Source organism: Streptomyces albofaciens JCM 4342, from assembly GCF_008634025.1.
Taxonomy (GTDB): domain Bacteria; phylum Actinomycetota; class Actinomycetes; order Streptomycetales; family Streptomycetaceae; genus Streptomyces; species Streptomyces albofaciens.
On record NZ_PDCM01000001.1, the window covers coordinates 4,673,106 to 4,693,039 of the forward strand.

19 protein-coding genes and 2 pseudogenes are annotated in these 19,934 nt (G+C 70.0%); 14 read left to right on the plus strand and 7 right to left on the minus strand.

Going from position 1 to position 19,934, the window contains the following annotated elements:
- Positions 1-36 precede the first annotated feature (36 nt).
- The gene (argG, locus tag CP973_RS20570; protein WP_150242797.1) at positions 37-1,482 is read left to right on the plus strand and encodes an argininosuccinate synthase; all 1,446 of its coding nucleotides are present in this window, start codon (positions 37-39) and stop codon (positions 1,480-1,482) included.
- Positions 1,483-1,843: 361 nt separating this feature from the next.
- Here the strand turns inward: argG and CP973_RS20575 are convergent, their stop codons facing one another.
- Positions 1,844-2,566 (minus strand): PhzF family phenazine biosynthesis protein, encoded by a 723-nt coding sequence (locus CP973_RS20575; RefSeq protein ID WP_150242800.1) that lies wholly within the window; start codon positions 2,564-2,566, stop codon positions 1,844-1,846.
- A gap of 206 nt (positions 2,567-2,772) precedes the next feature.
- Here CP973_RS20575 and CP973_RS20580 point away from each other — a divergent pair, with 206 nt between their 5' ends.
- A complete protein-coding gene (locus CP973_RS20580) occupies positions 2,773-3,363 on the plus strand; it encodes a restriction endonuclease (protein ID WP_244409629.1) in 591 nt (196 codons plus the stop codon).
- Between the two features lie 241 nt (positions 3,364-3,604).
- Complete coding sequence (locus CP973_RS20585; protein ID WP_150242802.1) at positions 3,605-4,210, plus strand: hypothetical protein; 606 nt, start codon at positions 3,605-3,607, stop codon at positions 4,208-4,210.
- Positions 4,211-4,487: 277 nt separating this feature from the next.
- Here the strand turns inward: CP973_RS20585 and CP973_RS20595 are convergent, their stop codons facing one another.
- Entirely contained in the window at positions 4,488-5,216 is a 729-nt protein-coding gene (locus tag CP973_RS20595; RefSeq protein WP_150242804.1) for a TetR/AcrR family transcriptional regulator, read from the minus strand.
- Positions 5,217-5,296: 80 nt separating this feature from the next.
- On the opposite strand from CP973_RS20595, the gene CP973_RS20600 reads away from it, so the two are divergent.
- The 3 genes from CP973_RS20600 (at position 5,297) to CP973_RS20610 (ending at position 7,454) form a co-directional block, all read left to right on the plus strand.
- Positions 5,297-6,178 carry an SDR family NAD(P)-dependent oxidoreductase gene (locus CP973_RS20600; RefSeq protein WP_150242805.1) on the plus strand — a complete coding sequence of 294 codons (882 nt, stop codon included), beginning with the start codon at positions 5,297-5,299 and terminating at the stop codon, positions 6,176-6,178.
- Positions 6,179-6,440: 262 nt separating this feature from the next.
- The gene (locus CP973_RS20605; protein WP_150242807.1) at positions 6,441-6,839 is read left to right on the plus strand and encodes an AQJ64_40280 family protein; all 399 of its coding nucleotides are present in this window, start codon (positions 6,441-6,443) and stop codon (positions 6,837-6,839) included.
- Between the two features lie 150 nt (positions 6,840-6,989).
- Positions 6,990-7,454 carry a cupin domain-containing protein gene (locus CP973_RS20610; protein WP_150242809.1) on the plus strand — a complete coding sequence of 155 codons (465 nt, stop codon included), beginning with the start codon at positions 6,990-6,992 and terminating at the stop codon, positions 7,452-7,454.
- A 229-nt stretch (positions 7,455-7,683) separates the two neighbouring features.
- On the opposite strand, the gene CP973_RS20615 is transcribed toward CP973_RS20610, so the two are convergent.
- A complete protein-coding gene (locus CP973_RS20615) occupies positions 7,684-8,808 on the minus strand; it encodes a serine hydrolase domain-containing protein (protein WP_244409630.1) in 1,125 nt (374 codons plus the stop codon).
- A gap of 596 nt (positions 8,809-9,404) precedes the next feature.
- On the opposite strand from CP973_RS20615, the gene CP973_RS20620 reads away from it, so the two are divergent.
- The 3 genes from CP973_RS20620 to CP973_RS20630 all read left to right on the plus strand — a co-directional run bounded on the left by CP973_RS20620 (position 9,405) and on the right by CP973_RS20630 (position 11,242).
- Positions 9,405-9,941, plus strand: coding sequence for a hypothetical protein (locus tag CP973_RS20620; RefSeq protein ID WP_150242811.1), 537 nt, complete (start codon positions 9,405-9,407; stop codon positions 9,939-9,941).
- Positions 9,942-9,976: 35 nt separating this feature from the next.
- A complete protein-coding gene (locus CP973_RS20625; protein ID WP_150242813.1) occupies positions 9,977-10,771 on the plus strand; it encodes an inositol monophosphatase family protein in 795 nt (264 codons plus the stop codon).
- 150 nt (positions 10,772-10,921) lie between these two features.
- Positions 10,922-11,242, plus strand: coding sequence for a hypothetical protein (locus tag CP973_RS20630; protein ID WP_150243826.1), 321 nt, complete (start codon positions 10,922-10,924; stop codon positions 11,240-11,242).
- Positions 11,243-11,577: 335 nt separating this feature from the next.
- On the opposite strand, the gene CP973_RS20635 is transcribed toward CP973_RS20630, so the two are convergent.
- From CP973_RS20635 to CP973_RS20645, 3 genes are all read right to left on the minus strand, one after another.
- On the minus strand, positions 11,578-12,885 hold the full coding sequence (locus CP973_RS20635) for an epoxide hydrolase family protein (protein ID WP_244409631.1): 1,308 nt from the start codon (positions 12,883-12,885) through the stop codon (positions 11,578-11,580).
- A 59-nt stretch (positions 12,886-12,944) separates the two neighbouring features.
- Entirely contained in the window at positions 12,945-13,850 is a 906-nt protein-coding gene (locus CP973_RS20640) for a helix-turn-helix domain-containing protein (RefSeq protein WP_150242815.1), read from the minus strand.
- Positions 13,851-14,042: 192 nt separating this feature from the next.
- The gene (locus CP973_RS20645) at positions 14,043-15,515 is read right to left on the minus strand and encodes an MFS transporter (RefSeq protein WP_244409632.1); all 1,473 of its coding nucleotides are present in this window, start codon (positions 15,513-15,515) and stop codon (positions 14,043-14,045) included.
- Between the two features lie 172 nt (positions 15,516-15,687).
- On the opposite strand from CP973_RS20645, the gene CP973_RS20650 reads away from it, so the two are divergent.
- From CP973_RS20650 to CP973_RS20660, 3 genes are all read left to right on the plus strand, one after another.
- The gene (locus tag CP973_RS20650; RefSeq protein ID WP_150242817.1) at positions 15,688-16,185 is read left to right on the plus strand and encodes a winged helix-turn-helix transcriptional regulator; all 498 of its coding nucleotides are present in this window, start codon (positions 15,688-15,690) and stop codon (positions 16,183-16,185) included.
- 367 nt (positions 16,186-16,552) lie between these two features.
- Positions 16,553-16,726 (plus strand): hypothetical protein, encoded by a 174-nt coding sequence (locus CP973_RS40060; RefSeq protein ID WP_167538394.1) that lies wholly within the window; start codon positions 16,553-16,555, stop codon positions 16,724-16,726.
- A 420-nt stretch (positions 16,727-17,146) separates the two neighbouring features.
- On the plus strand, positions 17,147-18,136 hold the full coding sequence (locus CP973_RS20660) for a PI-PLC domain-containing protein (protein WP_244409633.1): 990 nt from the start codon (positions 17,147-17,149) through the stop codon (positions 18,134-18,136).
- A gap of 173 nt (positions 18,137-18,309) precedes the next feature.
- Here CP973_RS20660 and CP973_RS40930 read toward each other — a convergent pair.
- Positions 18,310-18,617, minus strand: a pseudogene (locus CP973_RS40930) (SAM-dependent methyltransferase); the annotation flags it as partial.
- Here CP973_RS40930 and CP973_RS41785 point away from each other — a divergent pair.
- A pseudogene (locus CP973_RS41785) lies at positions 18,604-18,751 on the plus strand (XRE family transcriptional regulator); the annotation flags it as partial. The pseudogenes CP973_RS40930 and CP973_RS41785 overlap by 14 nt on opposite strands.
- A gap of 277 nt (positions 18,752-19,028) precedes the next feature.
- Positions 19,029-19,580 carry a nitroreductase family protein gene (locus tag CP973_RS20675; protein WP_244409634.1) on the plus strand — a complete coding sequence of 184 codons (552 nt, stop codon included), beginning with the start codon at positions 19,029-19,031 and terminating at the stop codon, positions 19,578-19,580.
- The last annotated feature ends 354 nt before the right edge of the window (positions 19,581-19,934 follow it).

Consider the following 19,934-nt stretch of genomic DNA (forward strand, 5'->3'; position numbering starts at 1 on the left):
GTTGCATGAGCATGCGTAATGACGCATACTCTTCCTATGTCCAAGGTCCTCACCTCCCTCCCCGCCGGCGAGCGCGTCGGCATCGCCTTCTCCGGTGGTCTCGACACCTCCGTCGCGGTCGCGTGGATGCGCGCCAAGGGCGCCGTGCCGTGCACCTACACCGCCGACATCGGCCAGTACGACGAGCCCGACATCGCCTCCGTGCCCGGCCGTGCGAAAACCTACGGTGCCGAGGTCGCGCGCCTGGTCGACTGCCGTGCCGCGCTGGTCGAGGAGGGCCTGGCCGCGCTCGCCTGCGGCGCGTTCCACATCCGCTCGGGCGGACGCGCGTATTTCAACACCACGCCGCTCGGCCGTGCCGTCACCGGCACGCTCCTCGTCCGGGCGATGCTGGAGGACGACGTACAGATCTGGGGCGACGGCTCGACCTTCAAGGGCAACGACATCGAGCGGTTCTACCGGTACGGGCTGCTCGCCAACCCGAACCTGCGGATCTACAAGCCCTGGCTGGACGCGGACTTCGTGACCGAGCTGGGCGGCCGCAAGGAGATGTCGGAGTGGCTGCTCGCCCACGACCTGCCGTACCGCGACAGTGCGGAGAAGGCGTACTCCACCGACGCCAACATCTGGGGCGCCACCCACGAGGCCAAGACGCTGGAGCACCTGGACACCGGCGTGGAGACCGTGGAGCCGATCATGGGCGTACGGTTCTGGGACCCCTCGGTCGAGATCCCGGCCGAGGACGTGACGATCGGCTTCGAACAGGGCCGCCCGGTGACGATCAACGGCAAGGAGTTCGCCACCGCCGTCGACCTGGTCATGGAGGCGAACGCCGTCGGCGGCCGGCACGGCATGGGCATGTCGGATCAGATCGAGAACCGGATCATCGAGGCCAAGAGCCGGGGCATCTACGAGGCGCCCGGCATGGCCCTGCTCCACGCGGCGTACGAGCGCCTGGTCAACGCGATCCACAACGAGGACACCCTCGCCCAGTACCACAACGAGGGACGGCGCCTCGGACGGCTGATGTACGAGGGCCGCTGGCTCGACCCGCAGGCGCTGATGGTGCGCGAGTCGCTGCAGCGCTGGGTGGGCGCGGCCGTGACCGGCGAGGTGACGCTGCGCCTGCGGCGCGGCGAGGACTACTCGATCCTCGACACCACCGGCCCGGCCTTCAGCTACCACCCCGACAAGCTGTCCATGGAGCGCACCGAGGACTCGGCGTTCGGCCCGGTGGACCGGATCGGCCAGCTCACCATGCGCAACCTCGACATCGCCGACTCGCGCGCCAAGCTGGAGCAGTATGCCGGCCTCGGCCTGATCGGCGCCACGAGCCCCGCCATCGGCGCCGCCCAGGCCGCGGCGACCGGCCTGATCGGCAGCATGCCGGAGGGCGGCGCCGAGGCCATCGCCTCCCGGGGGCAGGTCTCGGGCGACGATGAGCTGCTGGACCGGGCCGCGATGGAGTCGGGGACGGACTGACCGGGCTTCGCCCGTCGACCGTGGGTTGACGATCGGTGCTTGACGGCCGACGGTTGACGACCCGCGGTCGACCACCGGTGGTCGACGAGTGCCGGTGGACGACGGCTGCCGGTGGACGACGACTGCCGGGTCGACCGCCGGTCGACGATTGATGGCCGATGGCCGATGGCCAGCGACCGATGACCGGCGACCGATGACCGGCGACCGGCCATCGCTGATCGCTGATCGCTGACCGCCGCCGGCCTTCGAGCTGGAGCCGGTCGACGGGCGCTCGTGGCCCTGAAGGGGTCTCTTAGGAGACGATGCGGCCTCCACGGCGATCTGCTCTGCGACCTCGTGGGGCGCACCTGGCGGCGGCGCCTCAGTCCCGGCCGTAGGCCTGTTCCACCGCGGCGGTCACCTCCTCGGCGGGCGTGCGCACCGCGCACCGGCCGCCGAGTTCGACCAGACCGTCACCGGCGGGCGAGGTACGTATGACCGAGCCCCGGCCGTGCAGGACGCGCAGCGGGCGCCCGTGCTGGAGGGTGAGCAGCATCGACGCGCTGCCGCAGGCCTCGTCCTCGCCCTTGCCGATCCGCGGGGCCCACAGCCGTGCGCGGACCTCACCGGCGTCCTCGTCCGTCCAGGCCCAGACCTGAGTGAAATCCTCCCCGTCCGGCAGCTCGGTCAGCGCGTCGATCTCCGCGGCGGACGCCATCCGCAGATGGCGCCACGGCTTGGACCAGGCGGCGGGCGCGGTCAGCCAGCAGATTCCTTCCGCGTCGCGCCGGCAGGTCACCGGCCCGGCCTCCGGGACGATTTCCTCGACCGTGTGCCCCAGTTGGTGGAGGGCTTCGAGGGTGCCGAGTACGGGGTGGCCGCCGAACCGGATCGGCAACCCGTACGAGCCGTGGATGGCGATCGAAGTATGCCGTGCGGGCGGGGAGCGGACGAAGGCGACCGCGGGGATGCCGAGCCGGTCGGCCAGCTCCTGCCGCCGGTCCTGGGGGAGTCCGCCGCCGGTGGGTTCGATCACCACGAGCACGGGATTCCCGAACTCCCCGTCGTCGTCGACAAAAGCGTGTGCCAGCAAGCAATTCACCATGGCCGCCTCCTCGTGTGCGTGTCTCTTCCGCGATGGGTTGTGCGTCCGGGTGATCATGCCGCATCGCCGGTTCATCAACGTCGGGCGGCATAGGGACAGCGGCCTGGGGAGAGGCATTCCGTCGGAGGGATGTTCCGCTGGATGGATATTCCGCCGTGCGAAGGGGAGAGAAGCGGCAGCGCGGGCTTCAGGAAGGGGCCGGGACGGTGACGCTGGTGCTGTTGGCTGTGGCTGTGGCTGTGGCTGTGGCTGTGGCGGTGGCGGCGGTGGTTGTCGTGGGTCTGGTGCGTGCGGGGCGGCGTGAGGCACGTGCCGAGCGGGCGCGCCGAGAGGAGGAGGAACGCCGGCAGGCGCGCCGGTCGCTGGCGGCGGTGTGGAAGATGAACGGCCGGCAGTTCGAGGAGTGTGTGGCGGAGCTGTGCCGCAGGGACGGCTGTACGCAGGTGCGGCGGGTCGGCGGCGCCGGTGACCTGGGCGCGGATGTCCTCGGCCGCTTACCCGACGGCAGAAAGCTCGTCATCCAGTGCAAGCGTTACGCCAAGCACCGCTCGGTCGGCAGCCGCGACTTACAGACCTTCAACGGCACCGCCCGCGACGAACACGGTGCCGACATCCCCGTCTTCGTCGCCTCCTGCGTCTTCACCCGACAAGCACGCGCCTTCGCAGCCAAACACCGCCTGGTGCTCATCGACGTCAACCTGCTCGGCTTCTGGAACGGCGGTACGCCACTGACCGCCTTCTTGGACCTCGACATCGGCCGGTCAGGCAACCACCGCAAAATCGCCCCCGACGACTGAGCGCATCCGGCAAGGCGAACTGCTGCTCGACGGCCGTCGCGCCATCGTCGCTGTCACTGCCGTCCGGCGGTATTCCGACAGGAGTTCCAAGGGAACGGCGGACGGCTTTCCGGGTCGGCGATACTTCCCATCGCTTTGGTGAATCCGGTGGTCCGCTTCTCCGGAACTGCGGCATCGTCGTCTTCGGCGCCCCTGTTCACGGGCGCATTCGGGCGTGGTCGAAAGGGGTGGATGGATGCGAATGGGTGAGCGGGAGACGTGGACGACGGAAGAGTTCGGCACCTCGCACGAAGGTGCGGTCGGTGTGCTCCTGGCCGACGGGACTGTGCCGGGGCCGGTTTTCTTCGATTCCGGGTCCGGTGCCGGCGGGCCGAGCGTTTCGCAGTGGAGCGTCTATGACGGCTGCTTCGCGTACGTACCGCGGGCAGCTGCTCTCCGCGCGGTGTGTTCCTGCGGCTGGACGGGCGAAAAGCATGAGCTGGACTGGGGCGATATCGGCGAACAGAAGCTGGCCGAGGCGGGCGCGGGCGCGGCAAACACCTGCATGCAGGACTGGGATGAGCACACCGAGGAGGTGGAAAGGTCCGCCGTTCCGCTGCCGGAGCCGTTCACCGCTTTGCTGTCCCAACTGGGGGAGGAGGTCGAGAAGCTGGGAAAAACCTCGCCGCTGGCGGCTCTGCGGGCAGCCCGCCTGCTGGAGGTGACGGCGGTACAGGCCGGTTACTGGCCCGCCCACGACGCCAGGCGGGACACGAGCCCCGAGAAGGCCGCCGCTGCACTGGGGCTGAACGAGGACGCGGCGCGGAAGCTGATGGCCCGCTTCGGCCGCTGGAATCCGTACGGCTGAGGCCCTGGAATCCGTACCGCCGGTCCTGGAATCCGTACCGCCGGCTCTAGAACCCGTACGTCGGACCTGGAACCCGTACCGCTGAGACCGCGGCATTGCAGGCAGGGAACGGTGTTCAGTGGAGCGCCGACACCGATGACGGCTTTGAACGGCTGATCACGTTCGCCGACCGGGAGCTGCGTGCCATGTGAGCATGCCGTTGCCTACTCGGCTGCACCTGCCTACTCGGCTGCACCTGCCTGCTCGCCTGCATTTGCCCACTCAGCTGCCCCACCGCCTACTCGGCCTCGCCGTCGGCGCCGTATCCCCGGAGCAGGCCGCCGAGAATGTCGGTGAGCCGAGGGGCGACGTCGACGACGGCGTGGGCGAGGTCCGGGTCCGACTCGTAGAGGCGTCGGAGTTCGGTGCCCGGGGCGGCCATTTGCCACAGTGCTCCGGCCATCGACGTAGCCGTGGCGACGACATTGCCGGCCTGGGCCGGGCTCAGCTTCGCCACCCGGTGCAGCGCCTCGCCCACGGCCGCGACTTCGGCGATCGCGGTCAGCTTGAAGGACCGTACGCTCTCCAGCGAGACGTTGCGCTCCAGATTCATCGGCGTGTGGGCGAGCAGGTCGCAGAACAGGGGCCGCGCCACCAGTGACTCGGCCAGCAGGGCGGCGACCGCGTGCGGGCGCGGCTCGCGGCCCGCGCCGCTCGCGGGCTGTGTGGTGCTCGCGGGGCCCTCGCCGTCCATGCCGGACGCCGCGTCGGCGAGCCGCTCGCGTACCGCCTGCGACCACTCCACCCACCCAGCGGCGGCCAGACGCAGAAAGATCTCTTCCCGGGTCTCGAAGTAGCGCAGCATCGCGGATTTGTGCATGCCGACCTCGGCGGCGATGTCGGTCAAGGTCACCGACCGGATGCCGTTCGCCGTGGCCAGACGGGTCGCCGCGGCGAGGATCGAGGCCTCGCGGGCGCGCTTGGCCTCGGGGCTCCGGGCTCGCGTGGACTGACTGCGGCTGACCATACGGACACCTTAGCGCGACCGGGTTGCGCTATTAACGCAACGAGGTTGCGCTATTAAGGCAACCGTGTTTTGCTATCGGCATGACAACCCAGACGTGGTTCATCACCGGTTCGTCCCGCGGCTTCGGCCGCTCCCTCGCGGTCGCCGCCCTGGAGGCGGGCGACCAGGTCGTCGCCACCGCTCGCAGGCCGGAACAGCTCGCCGATCTGGTCGAGCGGTTCGGCGACACGGTCCTTCCGGTCGCCCTCGACGTGACCGACGCCGCGGCGGCCGCGGCCGCACTCGACGCCGCCCGCGACCGCTTCGGCCGCATCGATGTGATCGTCAACAACGCGGGCTACGCGAACGTCGCCCCGGTCGAGACGGCTCCGGAGGGCGACTTCCGCCGCCAGTTCGAAACGAACTTCTGGGGCGTATACAACGTCTCCAAGGCGGCGCTGCCCTTGTTGAAAGCGCAGGGCGGCGGCATCGTCGTCCAGTTCTCCTCCGTCGGCGGCCGGGTGGGCGGCAGCGCCGGCCTGGGCTCCTACCAGGCGGCGAAGTTCGCCATCGACGGCCTCACCCGCGTACTGGCCACCGAGACCGCGCCGTTCGGCATCCGTTACCTGGTCGTCGAGCCCAGTGGGTTCGCCACCGACTGGGCCGGCGCGTCCATGGAAATCCAGGACATCCCGCCGGAGTACGAGGCGACCGTCGGCGCCTTCAACGACCGGGTCCGCGTCAGCCGCACCGCCGGCGACCCGGACCGCGCCGCCGGAATCCTCGTACGCGTGGTCAAACGCGACCGCCTCCCCACCCACCTGCTCCTGGGTGAGACCGCGGCCCGTATGGCGCTCGACTACTCACGGCGGCAGATCGCCGAGGCGGAAGCGTGGCAGGCCGTTTCCGTCTCCGCCGACTTCGGTGCGGAGTACCCCGTCGAGCTTCCGGTGGATGGTGAGGTTCGGGAGGGCGTCGCGTAGGCCGGTGGATGGCGGGCTTCGGGCGCGCGTCACGTAGGCCGGTGGATGTCGGGCGTCGCGTAGGCCGCTGGGCGTCGCGTTGACCGGCAGGCGTCGCGTCGGTCGGCAGGTCACGTCCGGGAGCGGTCGGCCGAGCCGAAAGCGGCGAGGGTGGCCGTATCCCTCCCCCTGTCCGGGCGCACGCCGACCGCGCACGCCGACCCCGCACGGCATCCGCGACAATGGCGTGCCCAACGGATCACCGGAGCCGGGAGGAGCGGGTATGCGCGCAGCGGTGGAATGGGTGGACGCGCGCGAGAGGTTGCCGAGGGACGGGATGCCGGTGGCGGCGGCGATCACGGGGCGCTACCCGCCGGACAGCGACGCGGAATCCGGTTCGGCAGCGGCAGCGGGGGAGGAGTTCTGGCTGGTCATGCCCATGTACTTCACCACGCGCCACATCGGCGAGGATGGTGCGGAGCACCGTGACTGCTTCGTCGATTCCGACCGTGTCGTTCGCCTGCCCTACGGGCGTGGCCGTCCCTGCGCCGAGCCCGTCACCCACTGGGCGGAACTTCCCGCCCTCCCCGGCATGACCGTGCATCACGTGCTGGGGGACGGCGTGGAGGCTGCTCTTCAGGGCGCCTGGGCCCAGGAAGGAAGAACGGCGGAGGGGGCTTGAGGACAGACCAACCGCTTTCGGCGTATGGCGTGGGCTCTCGCCTCCGTGCGATGATTGAATGATCAATGATTGCGTCTCCGGTGAGACCGGCCGCCGACTCGGGGCCGCGCCTCGGAAGGACCTGACAGCCGCGCGTCGTAAGGACCTCACATGAGTGTTGCCCTCGTGCGGAACCCGGGTGACGGGCCGGATTTCCGCTACTACAAGAGCGTGATCGAGCAGGTCGTGACCAGCGCCGAGACGTATGGAGCGGTCACCGTCATGCGCCTCACCGTGGGGCGCGGGGACGCGCCGCCCCTGCACAGCCACAGCCGGGAGGACGAGAGCTGGGTGATCCTGTCCGGCCGCGTCCGCTTCTGGACCGGCTCGGCCTCGCTCGCCGAGTGCGATGTGCGTGACGCCGAGCCGGGCGCCTACGTCTACGGGCCCAGGCTGGTTCCCCACACGTTCCAGGCCATCACGCCGACCGCCGAGGTCCTCGTCATCAACAACCCCGGCGCCGTTGAGGGTTACTTCCACTCGATCGGCCCCGCCGACGCGCGCAGCGACGCGGAGCACGTCGACATTCTGGGGCAGTACGGAGTGGTGCTTCTCGACGCCGCGCCTCCCGCGTAGAGGCGGCGGGTGTACGGGCGCACGCCGCGGGCTGGACTTACGGACGTGGTCTGGACGTACGGATGTGGTCTGGATGTACGGACCTGGCCTGGATGTACGGCCGTGGTCCCGACGTACGGACGTGTTCCCGACGTACGGACGTGTTCCCGACGTACGGACGTGGTCTGGTCTTCGGCGGCCGCATCAGAATGCGCCTGCTCTTCCGGCGACGCCGGCCGGCCATATCCGATCAATGCGGCCGCGCCACGTCGAAGGCGGGCCGCCCGGTGTATTTCCGCGGGGAATGCGTACCGGGTTTCCTGCCGCAGAACTCCGCCTCCACGACGTCCTGGTAATTCTGCGCCGTCTGCTGAGTCAGCCAGTCGCCGTTGATGTTGAAGGAGAGGAGATGCCGGCCGCCCACGGTGCCGGAAACATGTGTAAGAGAGCCGTGCAGGCTTCCGTCATGTCCCCAGACCGTGATCCCACAGGACAGGTCGCGGCCCATGAGGCCGAGCCCGTACCGGTTGAAGAGGGCTCCTTCCGGCAGGCGTACCGACTGCAGCACGGCACGCAGCTGCGCCGGGAGCAGCAGGTCCCCGTTCAGCAGCGCGGTCAGGAAGCGCTGAAGGTCCCCGATGGTGGACACCAGGTCGGCGGAGCCGGCCCACATGGTGGTGTTGTATTCCGTCGCGTCGTGGACCGCGGCATGCGGCGCCTGCACGTGGAGCTTCGAATACGCGACGGGATGCGGGGCGGGCAGGGTGGGATCGGTGCCGGGGAAGAACGTCTCGCGCAGCCGCAGCGGGCGCAGGATACGGCGCTCGATCTCATCACGGTAGGAGTGCCCGGTCACCTTCTTGACGAGCATTCCGGCAACGAGGTAATTGGTGTTGGAGTAAGCCCAGTTGCTGCCCGGTTCGAAAAGCGGCCGGTGCCGCAGCGCGGCCCTCAGCACATCCTCCGGGGTGAACGTGTCAAAACGGTGCTTGAGGAAACCCGCACCGGCATAGAGCTGCCTCAGCCCGGGATCCTCGGTGAAGTTGAACAGCCCGCTGGCCTGCTGGAGCACTTGGCGTACGGAAATCCGGCGGCCGTCGTTGCCGTTGCCGCGAATGACGCCCGGCAGCCACCGCTCCACACTGTCATCAAGGCTGAGCGCGCCTTCGGACTCCAGTTGCAGCATGACGGTGGCGAGGAACGTCTTGGTGACACTGGCGGCCCGGAAGTGGTCGGCGGCCACGCGTTTGCGACCGGAGCCGAGGTCGGCGACCCCGGCCGTACCGCTCCACGCGCCACCCTGATCCCGTGCGAGAGCGCCCACGCCGGGCAGCCCGGCCTCTGTCACCAGCCGGTTCAGCGCCTCCTGCGTCAACTGGTGCCGAACCGGCGGGCGATGGCCGCCTCCTGCGGCCCGGGCCGGGCCCGCCAGGGCGGTAATGCCCAGGGCGAGGGATGTCGCCAGCGCGGCGTACGCGCGGGGGCGTGAACGGGAGCGGTGACGGAGACGGGAACCGAGGCGGAGGCGAAGACGGAAACTCAGGCGGAGGCGGGAACCGAGACGAAGACGGGAACCGAGGCGGAGGCGGAACTTGAGGCGGGTGTGGCTGGAGCGTGCGCCGGATCGGGCAGTGCGGCTGTTCATACGCGCCCCCCCCAATTACGCGCGGCACCCGGAGAGACGTCACCTCTGCCACCGCACTGGCCGCGCGAGGCTCACCGGACAGCGGTCGGCCGAGCATAATCGCCGCCTGGGTGGGTGTCTCGTGCGGTGGTGGATGAGGCGGGAATGGAGCGGTGATTGGCGATTCGGCCGCGTCCGAAGGCTTCAACGATGTCGACGACGGCCGCGGAGCGCAACGATGGCCACCGAGCTCAACGACCTCCACGGACCTGGACAACCTCCACGGAACTCGACAACTCCTACGACTCCTACGACTTCTATGACTCCGACTGGCAGACTTCTCGATCATGGCGAACAGTGGACTGTGGATCGGCGTCCTCACCGCGTTGACCGCTCTCGGAGCCAGCTACATCACCGCACGGGCAACCTCGCGCGCGGCGCTGACCCAGGCCCGGACGACCACGATGGCGGAAGCCCTACGTGAACAGCGGGACCGACGCCGGTCCACCTACCGGGAGATGATGCGCTGCGCTCACGCCTTCTCCGAGATCACCTGGCAGATCGACGATGTCGACGCGGCGCGCGACCGTGGCAGCAAGGACCGCATCCTGGCGGAGATGTACGAACGCATCGGCCCGGCCATCGGGAACATGAACAAGGCAACCCACGAGGTCCGGCTCGACGGCCCGGCCGAGGTCTCCGCCGCGGCGGAGCGGGTACGACAGATGGCGCGACGCGTACAGCCGCTGCTCAAGGCACTCATCGGTGCGGAGAATCCCGAGCGGAGGCACGAATACGACGCCGCTTACCTGGAATTCCGGGATGCCTACATCACGTTCATCGGCCAGGCGAGACAGGCGCTGGAAGTCAAGGACGAAGGATAGCGGTGCGGCAGCCGCGCCTCGATAGTCTGCACGGCATGGTCAACTGTTACGCGAGTTCCGACGATGCCGCCGTCGCGATAGCCGGAGCGCGGGCCGGCGCGGACGTGGTCCGCGCCATGTACGGCCAACGGCTCAGCCGAATCGACAAGGGCGCCGGGGATTTCGCCACCGTCGCCGATGTGGAGGCCGAGAAGGCGATCCTCCGCGTCATCCGTGCCGCACGGCCCGATGACGCGGTGCTCGGAGAGGAAGGCGGACAGCAGGGTGCCGCCGACGCTGTGCGTCAGTGGTTGGTGGATCCCCTGTGCGGCACGCTGAACTACGCTGTCGGCAATATGCTGGTGGCCGTCAATGTGGCGCTGCGCGACGGGGCGGCTGCGGTGGCCGACCCGTTCGGCGGCGAGGTCTTCTTCACCGATGGGAAGACCGCCCGAGTACGGCAGGACGGGACCGACGACACGCTTCTGACGCCCACGCCCGCCACCCGGCTGGTGGACGTCAATCTGGATCCGCCGTTCCCGAGCGCGCCGGAATTCCGGGCCGTGGATCTGCTGGCCCACCCCGAGTTCATGGCACGTTTCCGGCCGCGCGTCGTTTCCACGTCGCTGGCGCTGGCCTGGGTCGCGGCCGGAAAGCGCGCCGCGTATGTCACCGACGGCGGCGACCTGTCCGCGAGCGTGCATTTCGCGGCCGGTATCGCCGTGTGCCGGGCTGCCGGCTGCGTGGTCACCGGAATCGACGGTGCCCCGGTCGGTGGGGCGGGCCGTGGGCTTGTGGCCGCCGCCGACGAGGAAACCCACGGGCTGTTGATGTCGATGATGCGTGGCTGAAGCCGGTGCGGCGGCCGGATGGGTTCACCGGCCCAGGTCAGGCCGTGAGGTCTGGTGCCGGGAACAATTCCGTTGTGGTGACGGAAGTGGATCCATAAGGTCACCGGTATGTCTTTGCGTCCTCGAATGCGTCAAGCCCTGCGGGAAGCCATGAGCGCCCGTGACAAAACCGCGGTGAGTGCCCTGCGTTCGACTCTTGCCGCGCTGGACAACGCCGAAGCGGTACCTGCGGAAGCATCCGAGCAGCGCGGCTTGGCCCTTGAGCAATTGCCGGTCGGGGCCGGCGCCACGGAAGTGGCGCGGCGCGAACTCAGTGAGGGCCATGCCATGGACATCGTCCGGTCGGAGGCCGATGAACGACTCGCGGTGGCGGCACAGTTGACGTCACCCGCGCACGCCGCCAGGGCGGCGCGGCTGCGCGAGGAGGCCGCCGTACTGCTGCGCCTCCTCGACGGAGCCGACGCCGCGTAGCACTTCCGCTCAGCACCTCGGTCTCGCACTCTCGCTCCGAGTCCGGCAGCGCGGTCGGCGTCGGTCAGCCGATGGGATTGACGAAGGCGACGGGGTGGGTGGTGCCGTCCGCCCCGCCCCGTCCCGTCCCGTCCCGTCCCGCCCGACGAGATCACCCCCCCTGCCCCTGAAGTAGCCCTGGGCCCGCTGACCCACCACACCGCCGCTTTCTGCTGCCCGTATGAGACCACGTACGAGGCCACGTACGAGGCCATGTACGAGGCCCACGCCCGGAGGCTATGCGGAACGTCGTGCCGCACCGCTCCTTCCGCGTACGGCACCGGAAAGAAGAGCCGTCACCGCGTGCGGCCGCCCGCGCGAGGACGTGCGTGCTGGAAGGCGGCCCGGAGCTCGGTGACCAGCAGATCCGGCTGTTCCAAGCCGGGGAAGTGGCCGCCGCGGTCCATCTCGTGCCACGAGCGGAGGTCGAGGTAGCGGCGCTCGGCCCAGCGCCGGGCCGTCGGCCACGGCTCGGCCGGGAACAGCGAACAGGCGGTGGGCACCGTCACCGGCTGCGCGTTCTCCTCTTCGGCGCTGCGGGGCACCCACCGCATGGTCTCCCAGTACCAGCGGGCGCTGGAGGCGCCGGTCCCGGTCAGCCAGTACAGGGCGATGTTCTCCACCTGCTGCGTCATGCTCACCCCGCCGCCGGCCTCCGGCCGGGTGTCCGCGTAGGCGATGAACTTCTCGCCGAGCCACGCCGCCAAGCCGGCGGGGGAGTCGAGCAGCGAGTAGCCGAGCGTCTGCGGGCGCGTCGCCATGATCATTCCGAAGCCGTAGCCGTCCGCGAGATGGGTGTCGCGCCGTTCCAGCATGCGTTGTTCCGCCGGGTCCGTCGTGGCCCGGTCTGCGGGCAGGGGAGAGGCGAGCGGCATCGTCAGGTGCAGACCGGCGACGCGTTCGGGCACCTGGCGCGCCAGTTCCGTACTGACGTACGCGCCCCAGTCCCCGCCGTGCGCGCCGAACTGCTCGTAACCGAGCGCGGTCATCAACTCGGCCCAGGCCCGTGCCGTACGGGCGGGCTGCCAGCCGCGCTCGCGCGGACGCTCGCTGAACCCGAATCCCGGCAGTGCCGGTACGACCACGTGGAAGGCGTCGGTGGCCGAACCGCCATGGGCGACGGGATCGGTGAGCGGCCCGAGGACGTCCTGGAATTCGAGTACGGAGCCCGGCCAGCCGTGGGTCAGCACCAAGGGGAGCGCCGTGGGCTCGGGCGAGCGCACGTGCCAGAACGCGATGTCCAGGCCGTCCAGGCGGGCGCGGTAGTGGGGCAGCGCGTTCCAGCGGGCTTCGGTGGCCCGCCAGTCGTGCCGGCGCCAGGTGTCCAGCAAGGCCCCCAGCCGGTCGAGTTCGATGCCCTGCGTCGCGTCCGGCACCGTTTCGCGCTCGGGGAGCCGGATGTCGTCGAGACGAGAACGCAGGAGCGACAACTCGCGGTCGGGGATGTGGATGGGGTAGGGGGCTATGCGTTCGTCCTGCTCGCTGTGCTCGTACCGATCGTTCAGCTCGCCGTGCTTGCTGTGTTTGCCGTGCTCGCTGTGCTTGCTGCGCTCGCTCTGCTTGTTCTGCTTGTTCTCGGGCGTTGTGGTCACGTTTTCAGGCATGGTCGAAACCCTAGGTACGGGAAACGCCCTGTCCCATGCCTGAGATTGCCGCGAAGCGGTCAGGAATTGCGGTACGTGGAGGGGCGGGTGCCCGTGTGGCGCAGGAACGCCGTCGACAGGGTGCCGGGGTCGGCGAATCCGCAGAGCGGCGCGATCCGGGCGACCGTGAAGTCGGTTTCCTTCAGCAGGCGTTTCGCCTCTTCGATGCGCAGGTGGGTGAGGAACCGGTGGGGTGTTTGTCCTGTGGCCCGGCGGAATACGCGCACGAGGTGGAAGACGCTCAGATGCACCTCGTCCGCGATGTCGGCCAGCGTGAGCGGTTCGGCCAGCCGGTCACGCATCAGCGTGATCGCCGCGCGGACGCGCGCGTCCTCCCGCCCGTCCTCCCGTGGCCCGGGTACCTTCCGGCCCAGGGCCCGGGAATGCCGGGTGATCAGGTGTACGGCCAGGAAGGCGGCCGAGGCCTCGGCGTACAGGTCTCCGGTCTCCTCCGCCGAGCCGACGGCACGGACCGCCTCCACCAGGAGAGGGTCCCCGGCGGCCACCGAGGCCGACATGGCTTCGTAGTCCACGGCGCGGCCTCCCAATTGCGCCGCGGTCCGTTCGACCGTGCCGCGCGGGATGTGGACCTGAAGGCTGCGCAACGGCCCCTCCCCGCGATAGCGGCGGAGGGCGGCCTGGTCCGGAACCCCCAGTTCGAGCCGGCCCGGCGCCCAGATGTGGCGGTGCCACCGGCCCCCGGCCCGCGTCTCCATCTCGGCCCGGCCTCCCACGGGCAGAACCAGGTGCAGATCCGCCGCAGCCGGCAACTCCATGCGCTCCACCACCGGGACGTGGTGGAACCGTTGGACGAGCAACGACTGCCAGCCGGCGTCCTCCCAACTGCAATGCGTCCGCCGGACGTATGCGTCCATGTCGAACCCGGCATAGGGCTGGAGATCGAAATGAGCCGAATCGAACACCATGGGCCGAGACTAATGGAGTCCTGGGCCCGCTGAATGGACGGCGAGTCGGCGAAACGGCAAGTCGGCAAGTTGCTGGGTCGGCAGGTCGGTAGGTCGCCAGGAAGTCGGCAAGTCGTCGGCACGACGGGACGGCAGGAAGACGGGAGCCAGGACGACGGAACCCGCATTCGCGGTCCCGAACGCTCATCCTCCCTACCTGTCCGCCCTCGTACCCGTACTCGCACCCGCGTCTGCACTCGCACCCGCACCTGTGCCCGCCGAGCCGACGCCGGACATCCCCGTACGACGGGTCGTCGCCCACAGGATCAGGGCGGCGAGGCTGAACAAGGCTCCGAGGGCCGTTACGGCCGGCCAGCCCGCCGTCGCGTAGGCGAGGGAGGAGCCGAGGGCGCCGAGGCTGCTGCCCGCCGAGTAGAAGACCATGTAGCCGCCGATGATCCTGCTGCCCGCGTCGGGTCGGACGGCGTGGATCAAGGTCTGGTTGGTGACGTGGACGGCCTGCACGGCGAAGTCCAGCAGGACGGCGCCGATCGCCAGCGCCCACAGCGATTGCCGGGTCAGGGCGATCGGGAGCCAGGACAACGCCAGCAGGGCGAGGCCGACACCGGTCGTACGCTGGGCGAACCCTCGGTCGTTCCAGCGTCCGGCCACTCCGGCGGCGACGGCCCCCGCCGCCCCCGCGAGCCCGAACGCGCCGATCGCGGTGTGCGACAGCGACCACGGCGGATCGCTCAGGGGCTGCGCCATGCCGCTCCACAGCGTGCTGAAGGCCGCGAACACCAGCAGGGCGAGCGCGCCCCGGATCCGCAGCAGCGGGTGGCGGGCGAACAGGGTGACGGTCGAAGCCACCAGCCGCCCGTACGACGTCTCGCGCACCCCGGCGGACGGCGCGCCAGGGGCCAGGCCACGACGTAGCCGACCGGGACGCAGCCAGCGAAGACCGGGACGTATCCGGGGATGACCAGGACGTACCTGAGGAAGACCAGAACGCACCTGGGGAAGACCAGAACGTACCCGGGGATGACCAGGACGTACCTGGGGAAGAACGCGATGGAGCAGCAAGGCGAAGACGGCGATGATGCCCGCGGCCGCCAAGTAGACCGCACGCCAGCCGGCGAGGTCGGCGAGGGCGCCGGCGGCGGCGCGGGCCAGCAGGATTCCGGTGACGATGCCGCCGGTGACCGTTCCGACGGCGCGGCCGCGCCGGGCGGGTGGGGTCAGGGCGGCAGCCGCCGCGACCATCGTCTGGGCGACTACGGCGAGCAGCCCGACCACGGCGAGCGCGCCGAGCAGCGCCGCCACGCCCGGCGCCAGCCCGGCGGCCAGCAGCGCGAGTGCGAGCAGCCCGAGCTGACCGGTGACCAGCCGTCGATGGTCGAGCAGGTCGCCGAGCGGTACGAGCGTCAGCAGGCCCACCGCGTAGCCGAGTTGCGTCACGGTGACGATCGCGCCGAGCAGCCCGGAGCCGAGCGCGAAGCGCTCCCCGAGGGTCACCAGCAGGGGCTGGGCGAAATAGACGGTGGCGACGGAGCTGCCGCAAGCCAGGGCGAGCAGGGGCACGAGCCGGGCGGGCGGCGATGCGTCCGGCCGTAACGACGCGGCATGCGCCTCGCGCCCGCCGGTGCCGCTGCACCCACCCACCGCACCGGAGTGCTGGACCGCCATATCGACACACCTTTCGCTCACGAACGGTTTCAACTTGCTACCGGCGAGACAGTAGTCGTGCGCGGTAGCATGTTGCAACCAGCCTCGGAATCCTGAAGCCCTACGGATTCGGGGAGTTGATCCCTGGAGAAGGCCGGGGAATGACGGAATGGGAAGAGATGAGGAGTTGCACATGGTCGCCCGCACTCGTTTCGACGCCGACCCCTGCCCCGTCGCCCGGTCGGTGAACGCCATCGGCGACTGGTGGTCGCTGCTGATCGTGCGGGACGCCTTCGACGGCAGCCGCCGCTTCGGCGAGTTCCGGCGCAGCCTCGGCATCGCCAAGAACATCCTGGCGGCGCGGCTGCGCGCGCTGGAGCAGGCCGGGGTGTTGCGCGGCGTACCCGCGCCGGACGGCGGGGCCCACCGCGAATACGTCCTCACCGACAAGGGCCGTGCCTTGTTCCCGGTGATCGTCGCCCTGCGCCAGTGGGGCGAGGACGAGTGCTTCACCCCCGACGAGGACCACTCCCGCCTGCTGGACCGCCGGACCGGCAGCCCGCTGCGCCGCTTGCAGATCCGGGCGGCGGACGGACGGGTCGTAGGGCCGGAGGACACGGTCGTGGAGAAGGTGCGGGAGACGGAGAGCACCGAGAAGCCGAACCCGGCGGCGGCGGGAGGGGACCGCTGAGCGGGGCCGTCACCGGCGAGGTGCGGAGCGGGGCCGGGAAGCCAGGACGGAAGCCGATCTCATCCCGTGAGCGCGGGCACGGGCGCGGACGCGGGCATGGGCACGGACGCGGCCCGGGCACGCATGTGAGCGTGAGCGCGAGGCGATGGATCCGCCCGACCCCGACCCCGACCCCGACCCCGACCCCGACCGCGGCCCGGGCCCGTTCACCAATGACGGCACACACGCCTCTTCCGCTCGTGACCGTGGGCATGGTCACCACCACGGCCGTGACCATGTTCACGGCCACGACCATGCCGACGGCCACGACCATGACCAGAACCGGTCCCAGGCGCGGCCGGTTCGATGACCCGTGTATGCGAAACGCATGACCACCGAGCACCCGGACGTACACCTGCCGACCGTGTCCGCCCTCTCCCTCCTCCTGGGCGCCGTTCCGCTGATGCCCTGGATGGTCACCGACATCGCCGCACTTGGGCAGCCCGCCGCGTCGGCACTGATCGCCTGGCTGAGTCTGGTCCCCACCGCCCTGGCATACTGACTGTTCTCCGCCGGCATCCCCTCCACCAGCGCGGCTACCGTGGGCGCCCTCAGCCCTGCCGAACCCCTCGCGGCGTCCTGCCTCGGCTTCTTGGTCCTGCACGAGCACCTCACCCCCACCGCCGTCCTCGGCAGCCTGCTGCTCATGGACGGACTGGCCGCAGCCCGCCTGCCCACCTCCCGCGCACGGTCCGCGACGGGCCCCAGTCCCGGACACCAGCCGCAAGCCCCGGACACCAGCCGCAAAGCAGCCGCGCCTGACGTCCAAAAGGTACGGTCAGCTGTCTCACGTCCTGCCACAAGAGCACCGCGGGTAGCTCTTCGTACCGTCAGTTGGCCCATTTGCTTCTGTTACATGTACCCGCGCAGTTGGTGAGATCGGCTGTCCGCCCAAGGACACCGACATGAAGGAGTACCTTCCTTGACCACTCACCTTCGACGTGTCACCGGCCCGCGGAGGGTACTGGCGCTGATGGCGGCCCTGTGCGCGATCATCGGGGTCACCGCGCTCGGTACGACCCCGGCGGCAGCGGCCGACCAGCGTCACGCGATCTACGCCATCGCGCACCGGGTCGACACCCTGGACGGCGTGGACGCCGCACTCAACCACGGCGCCAACGGCATCGAGATCGACGTCTGCGCCTGGTGGAACCCGAACGAATGGCGCGCGTATCACGACTGTTCCTCGGCCGGTGAGAACCGGCGGGGCCCCAGCTTCGACAGCATGATCGACCGCATCCTCTCCCACGTCAACGCAGGGCGCCGGCTGGCGCTGGTCTGGCTGGACATCAAGGACCCGAACTACTGCGGAGAAGCGCAGAACCGTACGTGCAGCGTCGCCGGGCTGCACGACAAGGCGCAGCGGCTGACAGCTGCCGGGATCCAGGTGCTCTACGGGTTCTACGAGTACCACGGCGGCAACACCCCGGACGTCGGCGGCAGGGGCTGGCAGAGCCTGGCCAACAAGCTCGGAAAACTGGAGGGCATCACGACCACCGGGTCCCGCGACCAGGTGCGCAGCGCCTACAACCGGTTCGGTGCCGGCTTCCCGAACGGCCGCCGGGTGATGGACTACGGCGACAACAAGATCTCCAACGGGTTCGGCAACTGCACGGAAGCCGATCGCGCCACGTGTGCGGAACTGAAGAAGGGCGCCGCGGACCGTGCCGCCGGCCAGCTCGCGGCCACGCTGTCCTGGACGACCACCTACAACGACCCGTGGTACGTCGACAAGCTCCTGGGCGACGCGCGCGTGGACGGCATCATCGCGGGTTACGCCAACTCCACCGGAGAGCGCGAGTACGACAACGGCTGGCAGTGCGCCAACGCGATCAACGCCATCCGTGACTGGGTGAACCGCCACGGCGCCACCCACCGCATGGCCAACAGCGGTGACCGCCTGTTCAAGTAATCAACGCGGTCTCGGGCCGGGGCCGTACCCCTCCCACGCTCTTCAAGCCGTCGGCCGGTGCCCCGGCCGACGGCTTTCCTCTACTGCGCCCCGGTGCGGCCCAGTGCAACACCCAGGCAGGACGAGGCATTGACCGGGCGGCGGCGGGTCACCTCCGGGACCGGCCAACGCACTCAGGTCGTACGGTGGATAAGAAGGACGTGATCGGTGACCTCGGCGGTGAGCCCGCCCGGCCCGGTCGCGATCCGGCGGGGAGCTCGGCCCGCTCGACCGGCCATACCGCCGAGTCCAGACCGATGCCTTCGGCGACCTCCCGCGGACCCGGGTACCGAAGGTCGGGATCCTGGACCCACGACCACGGCGCGGTCGAGCCATGGTCGACGACCAGCAGCCGTCCGCCCGGGCGCAGTGCGTGCGCCGCCGAGCGCAGGACGGTGGCGCGGTCCAGGGTGAAGGGGGTGTGCAGAGAGTGGGACCTGACACTGTCCCCCGGGCGAGGCGGCCGAGTTCGACGCCTCCCCGCCGCACTGGCCGGGGAGCACCGACGGTGGCGTGGTCGAGCTGCTCATCCTGTTCGGTCTTCAAGGGGTGCGTGAGCATGTACGTACGCACCCTCAGCCTGCTCCGCGCGGTCGTCTCAGGGTGACGGGTAGGGGCGAACCGACGGGAGGTTCCGAGCGGGGCGAACCGACGGGAATCTCCGAGCGGGGAGTGCCGCGGGCGAGGTTCCGAGCGGGGAGCCGCGGGGAGGGGGCCTCAGTCGTGGTGCTGCCCGATCCCGGAGGAAGGATGGCTCTGAGAAGATCGTGAACAGCCGTGGTCGCTGCGGCCGGCCTTGGGAGGGCCCGGCCGTGACGCCCATGCACTCAGCCGCACGTACCGAGGACCTGTGATGGACGTACCACCTTCCCCCGCCGTCTCGATGCTGCCGATGCTGACGTCCATGAGGGCGAAGCGGTGGTTCACCGATACGCCGGTCGCTGACGAGGAGCTGCGCCAGGTGCTGGAGGCCGGGCGCTGGACCGGCTCGGCCCGCAACCGTCAGCCCTGGCGGTTCGTGGTGGTCCGCAGCCGCGCCGTCCGTCAGCAGCTCGCGAGTCTGGGCGCCTACGCCGGGCACCTCGCCACAGCACCCGTGGTGATCGCGCTGGGCGTCGAAGAGGACGCAGGGGGAGAGGACGCCCAGTTCGACGCGGGCCGCGCCGCGCAGAACATGATGCTCGCTGCCCACCTCCAGGGCCTCGGCAGCTGCCCGGCCTCGTTCTTCCCCGCGGCCAACGCCGACCGGGCAAGCCGCATCTGCGGACTGACGCCCCCGTGGCGCGTACGTACCGCGCTGTCCATCGGGCATCCCGCCCCGCCACCTGCCGGCACGTCCGCGATCCCCACCGGGCGTCTGCCTCTGTCCCAACTCGTCACGGAGATCTCCGAACCGCGTCACTGACCGGCGTGTGCGTCTTCGCGGCCGGCATCAGGGAGGCTCGTTCCGGCCACCCCGGGGCTGCTCCGCTTGTACGGTGCCCCCACGCGGCCAGCGGGGGAGTGCGGCGCGGAGGTCAGCCCCCGATCTGCCGCGCTCCGCACTCGCCGCGCTGGCGCCGGCACTTGATGCCGCCGAGAAGCCCCGGGAAGTATCGGCCGGTTGAAACGTCCCGGTGGGTTGGAATGCCCGGTGGGTTGGAACGACCGGCGGGTCGAAACGTCCCGGCGGGTTAGAACGTCCTGGCGGGTTGGAACGTTCCGGCGGGTTGGACCGTCCGTAGGGTTGATACATCCCGGCGAGTTGAGACTTCCTGGC

Bases quoted from the DNA above. Each gene is read 5' to 3' on its own strand.
- argG (WP_150242797.1), top strand. From the start codon at position 37: ATGTCCAAGGTCCTCACCTCCCTCCCCGCCGGCGAGCGCGTCGGCATC.
- CP973_RS20575 (WP_150242800.1), bottom strand. From the start codon at position 2,566: ATGGTGAATTGCTTGCTGGCACACGCTTTTGTCGACGACGACGGGGAG.
- CP973_RS20585 (WP_150242802.1), top strand. From the start codon at position 3,605: ATGGGTGAGCGGGAGACGTGGACGACGGAAGAGTTCGGCACCTCGCAC.
- CP973_RS20595 (WP_150242804.1), bottom strand. From the start codon at position 5,216: ATGGTCAGCCGCAGTCAGTCCACGCGAGCCCGGAGCCCCGAGGCCAAG.
- CP973_RS20600 (WP_150242805.1), top strand. From the start codon at position 5,297: ATGACAACCCAGACGTGGTTCATCACCGGTTCGTCCCGCGGCTTCGGC.
- CP973_RS20605 (WP_150242807.1), top strand. From the start codon at position 6,441: ATGCGCGCAGCGGTGGAATGGGTGGACGCGCGCGAGAGGTTGCCGAGG.
- CP973_RS20610 (WP_150242809.1), top strand. From the start codon at position 6,990: ATGAGTGTTGCCCTCGTGCGGAACCCGGGTGACGGGCCGGATTTCCGC.
- CP973_RS20620 (WP_150242811.1), top strand. From the start codon at position 9,405: ATGGCGAACAGTGGACTGTGGATCGGCGTCCTCACCGCGTTGACCGCT.
- CP973_RS20625 (WP_150242813.1), top strand. From the start codon at position 9,977: ATGGTCAACTGTTACGCGAGTTCCGACGATGCCGCCGTCGCGATAGCC.
- CP973_RS20630 (WP_150243826.1), top strand. From the start codon at position 10,922: ATGAGCGCCCGTGACAAAACCGCGGTGAGTGCCCTGCGTTCGACTCTT.
- CP973_RS20635 (WP_244409631.1), bottom strand. From the start codon at position 12,885: ATGCCTGAAAACGTGACCACAACGCCCGAGAACAAGCAGAACAAGCAG.
- CP973_RS20640 (WP_150242815.1), bottom strand. From the start codon at position 13,850: ATGGTGTTCGATTCGGCTCATTTCGATCTCCAGCCCTATGCCGGGTTC.
- CP973_RS20645 (WP_244409632.1), bottom strand. From the start codon at position 15,515: ATGGCGGTCCAGCACTCCGGTGCGGTGGGTGGGTGCAGCGGCACCGGC.
- CP973_RS20650 (WP_150242817.1), top strand. From the start codon at position 15,688: ATGGTCGCCCGCACTCGTTTCGACGCCGACCCCTGCCCCGTCGCCCGG.
- CP973_RS40060 (WP_167538394.1), top strand. From the start codon at position 16,553: ATGACCACCGAGCACCCGGACGTACACCTGCCGACCGTGTCCGCCCTC.
- CP973_RS20675 (WP_244409634.1), top strand. From the start codon at position 19,029: ATGGACGTACCACCTTCCCCCGCCGTCTCGATGCTGCCGATGCTGACG.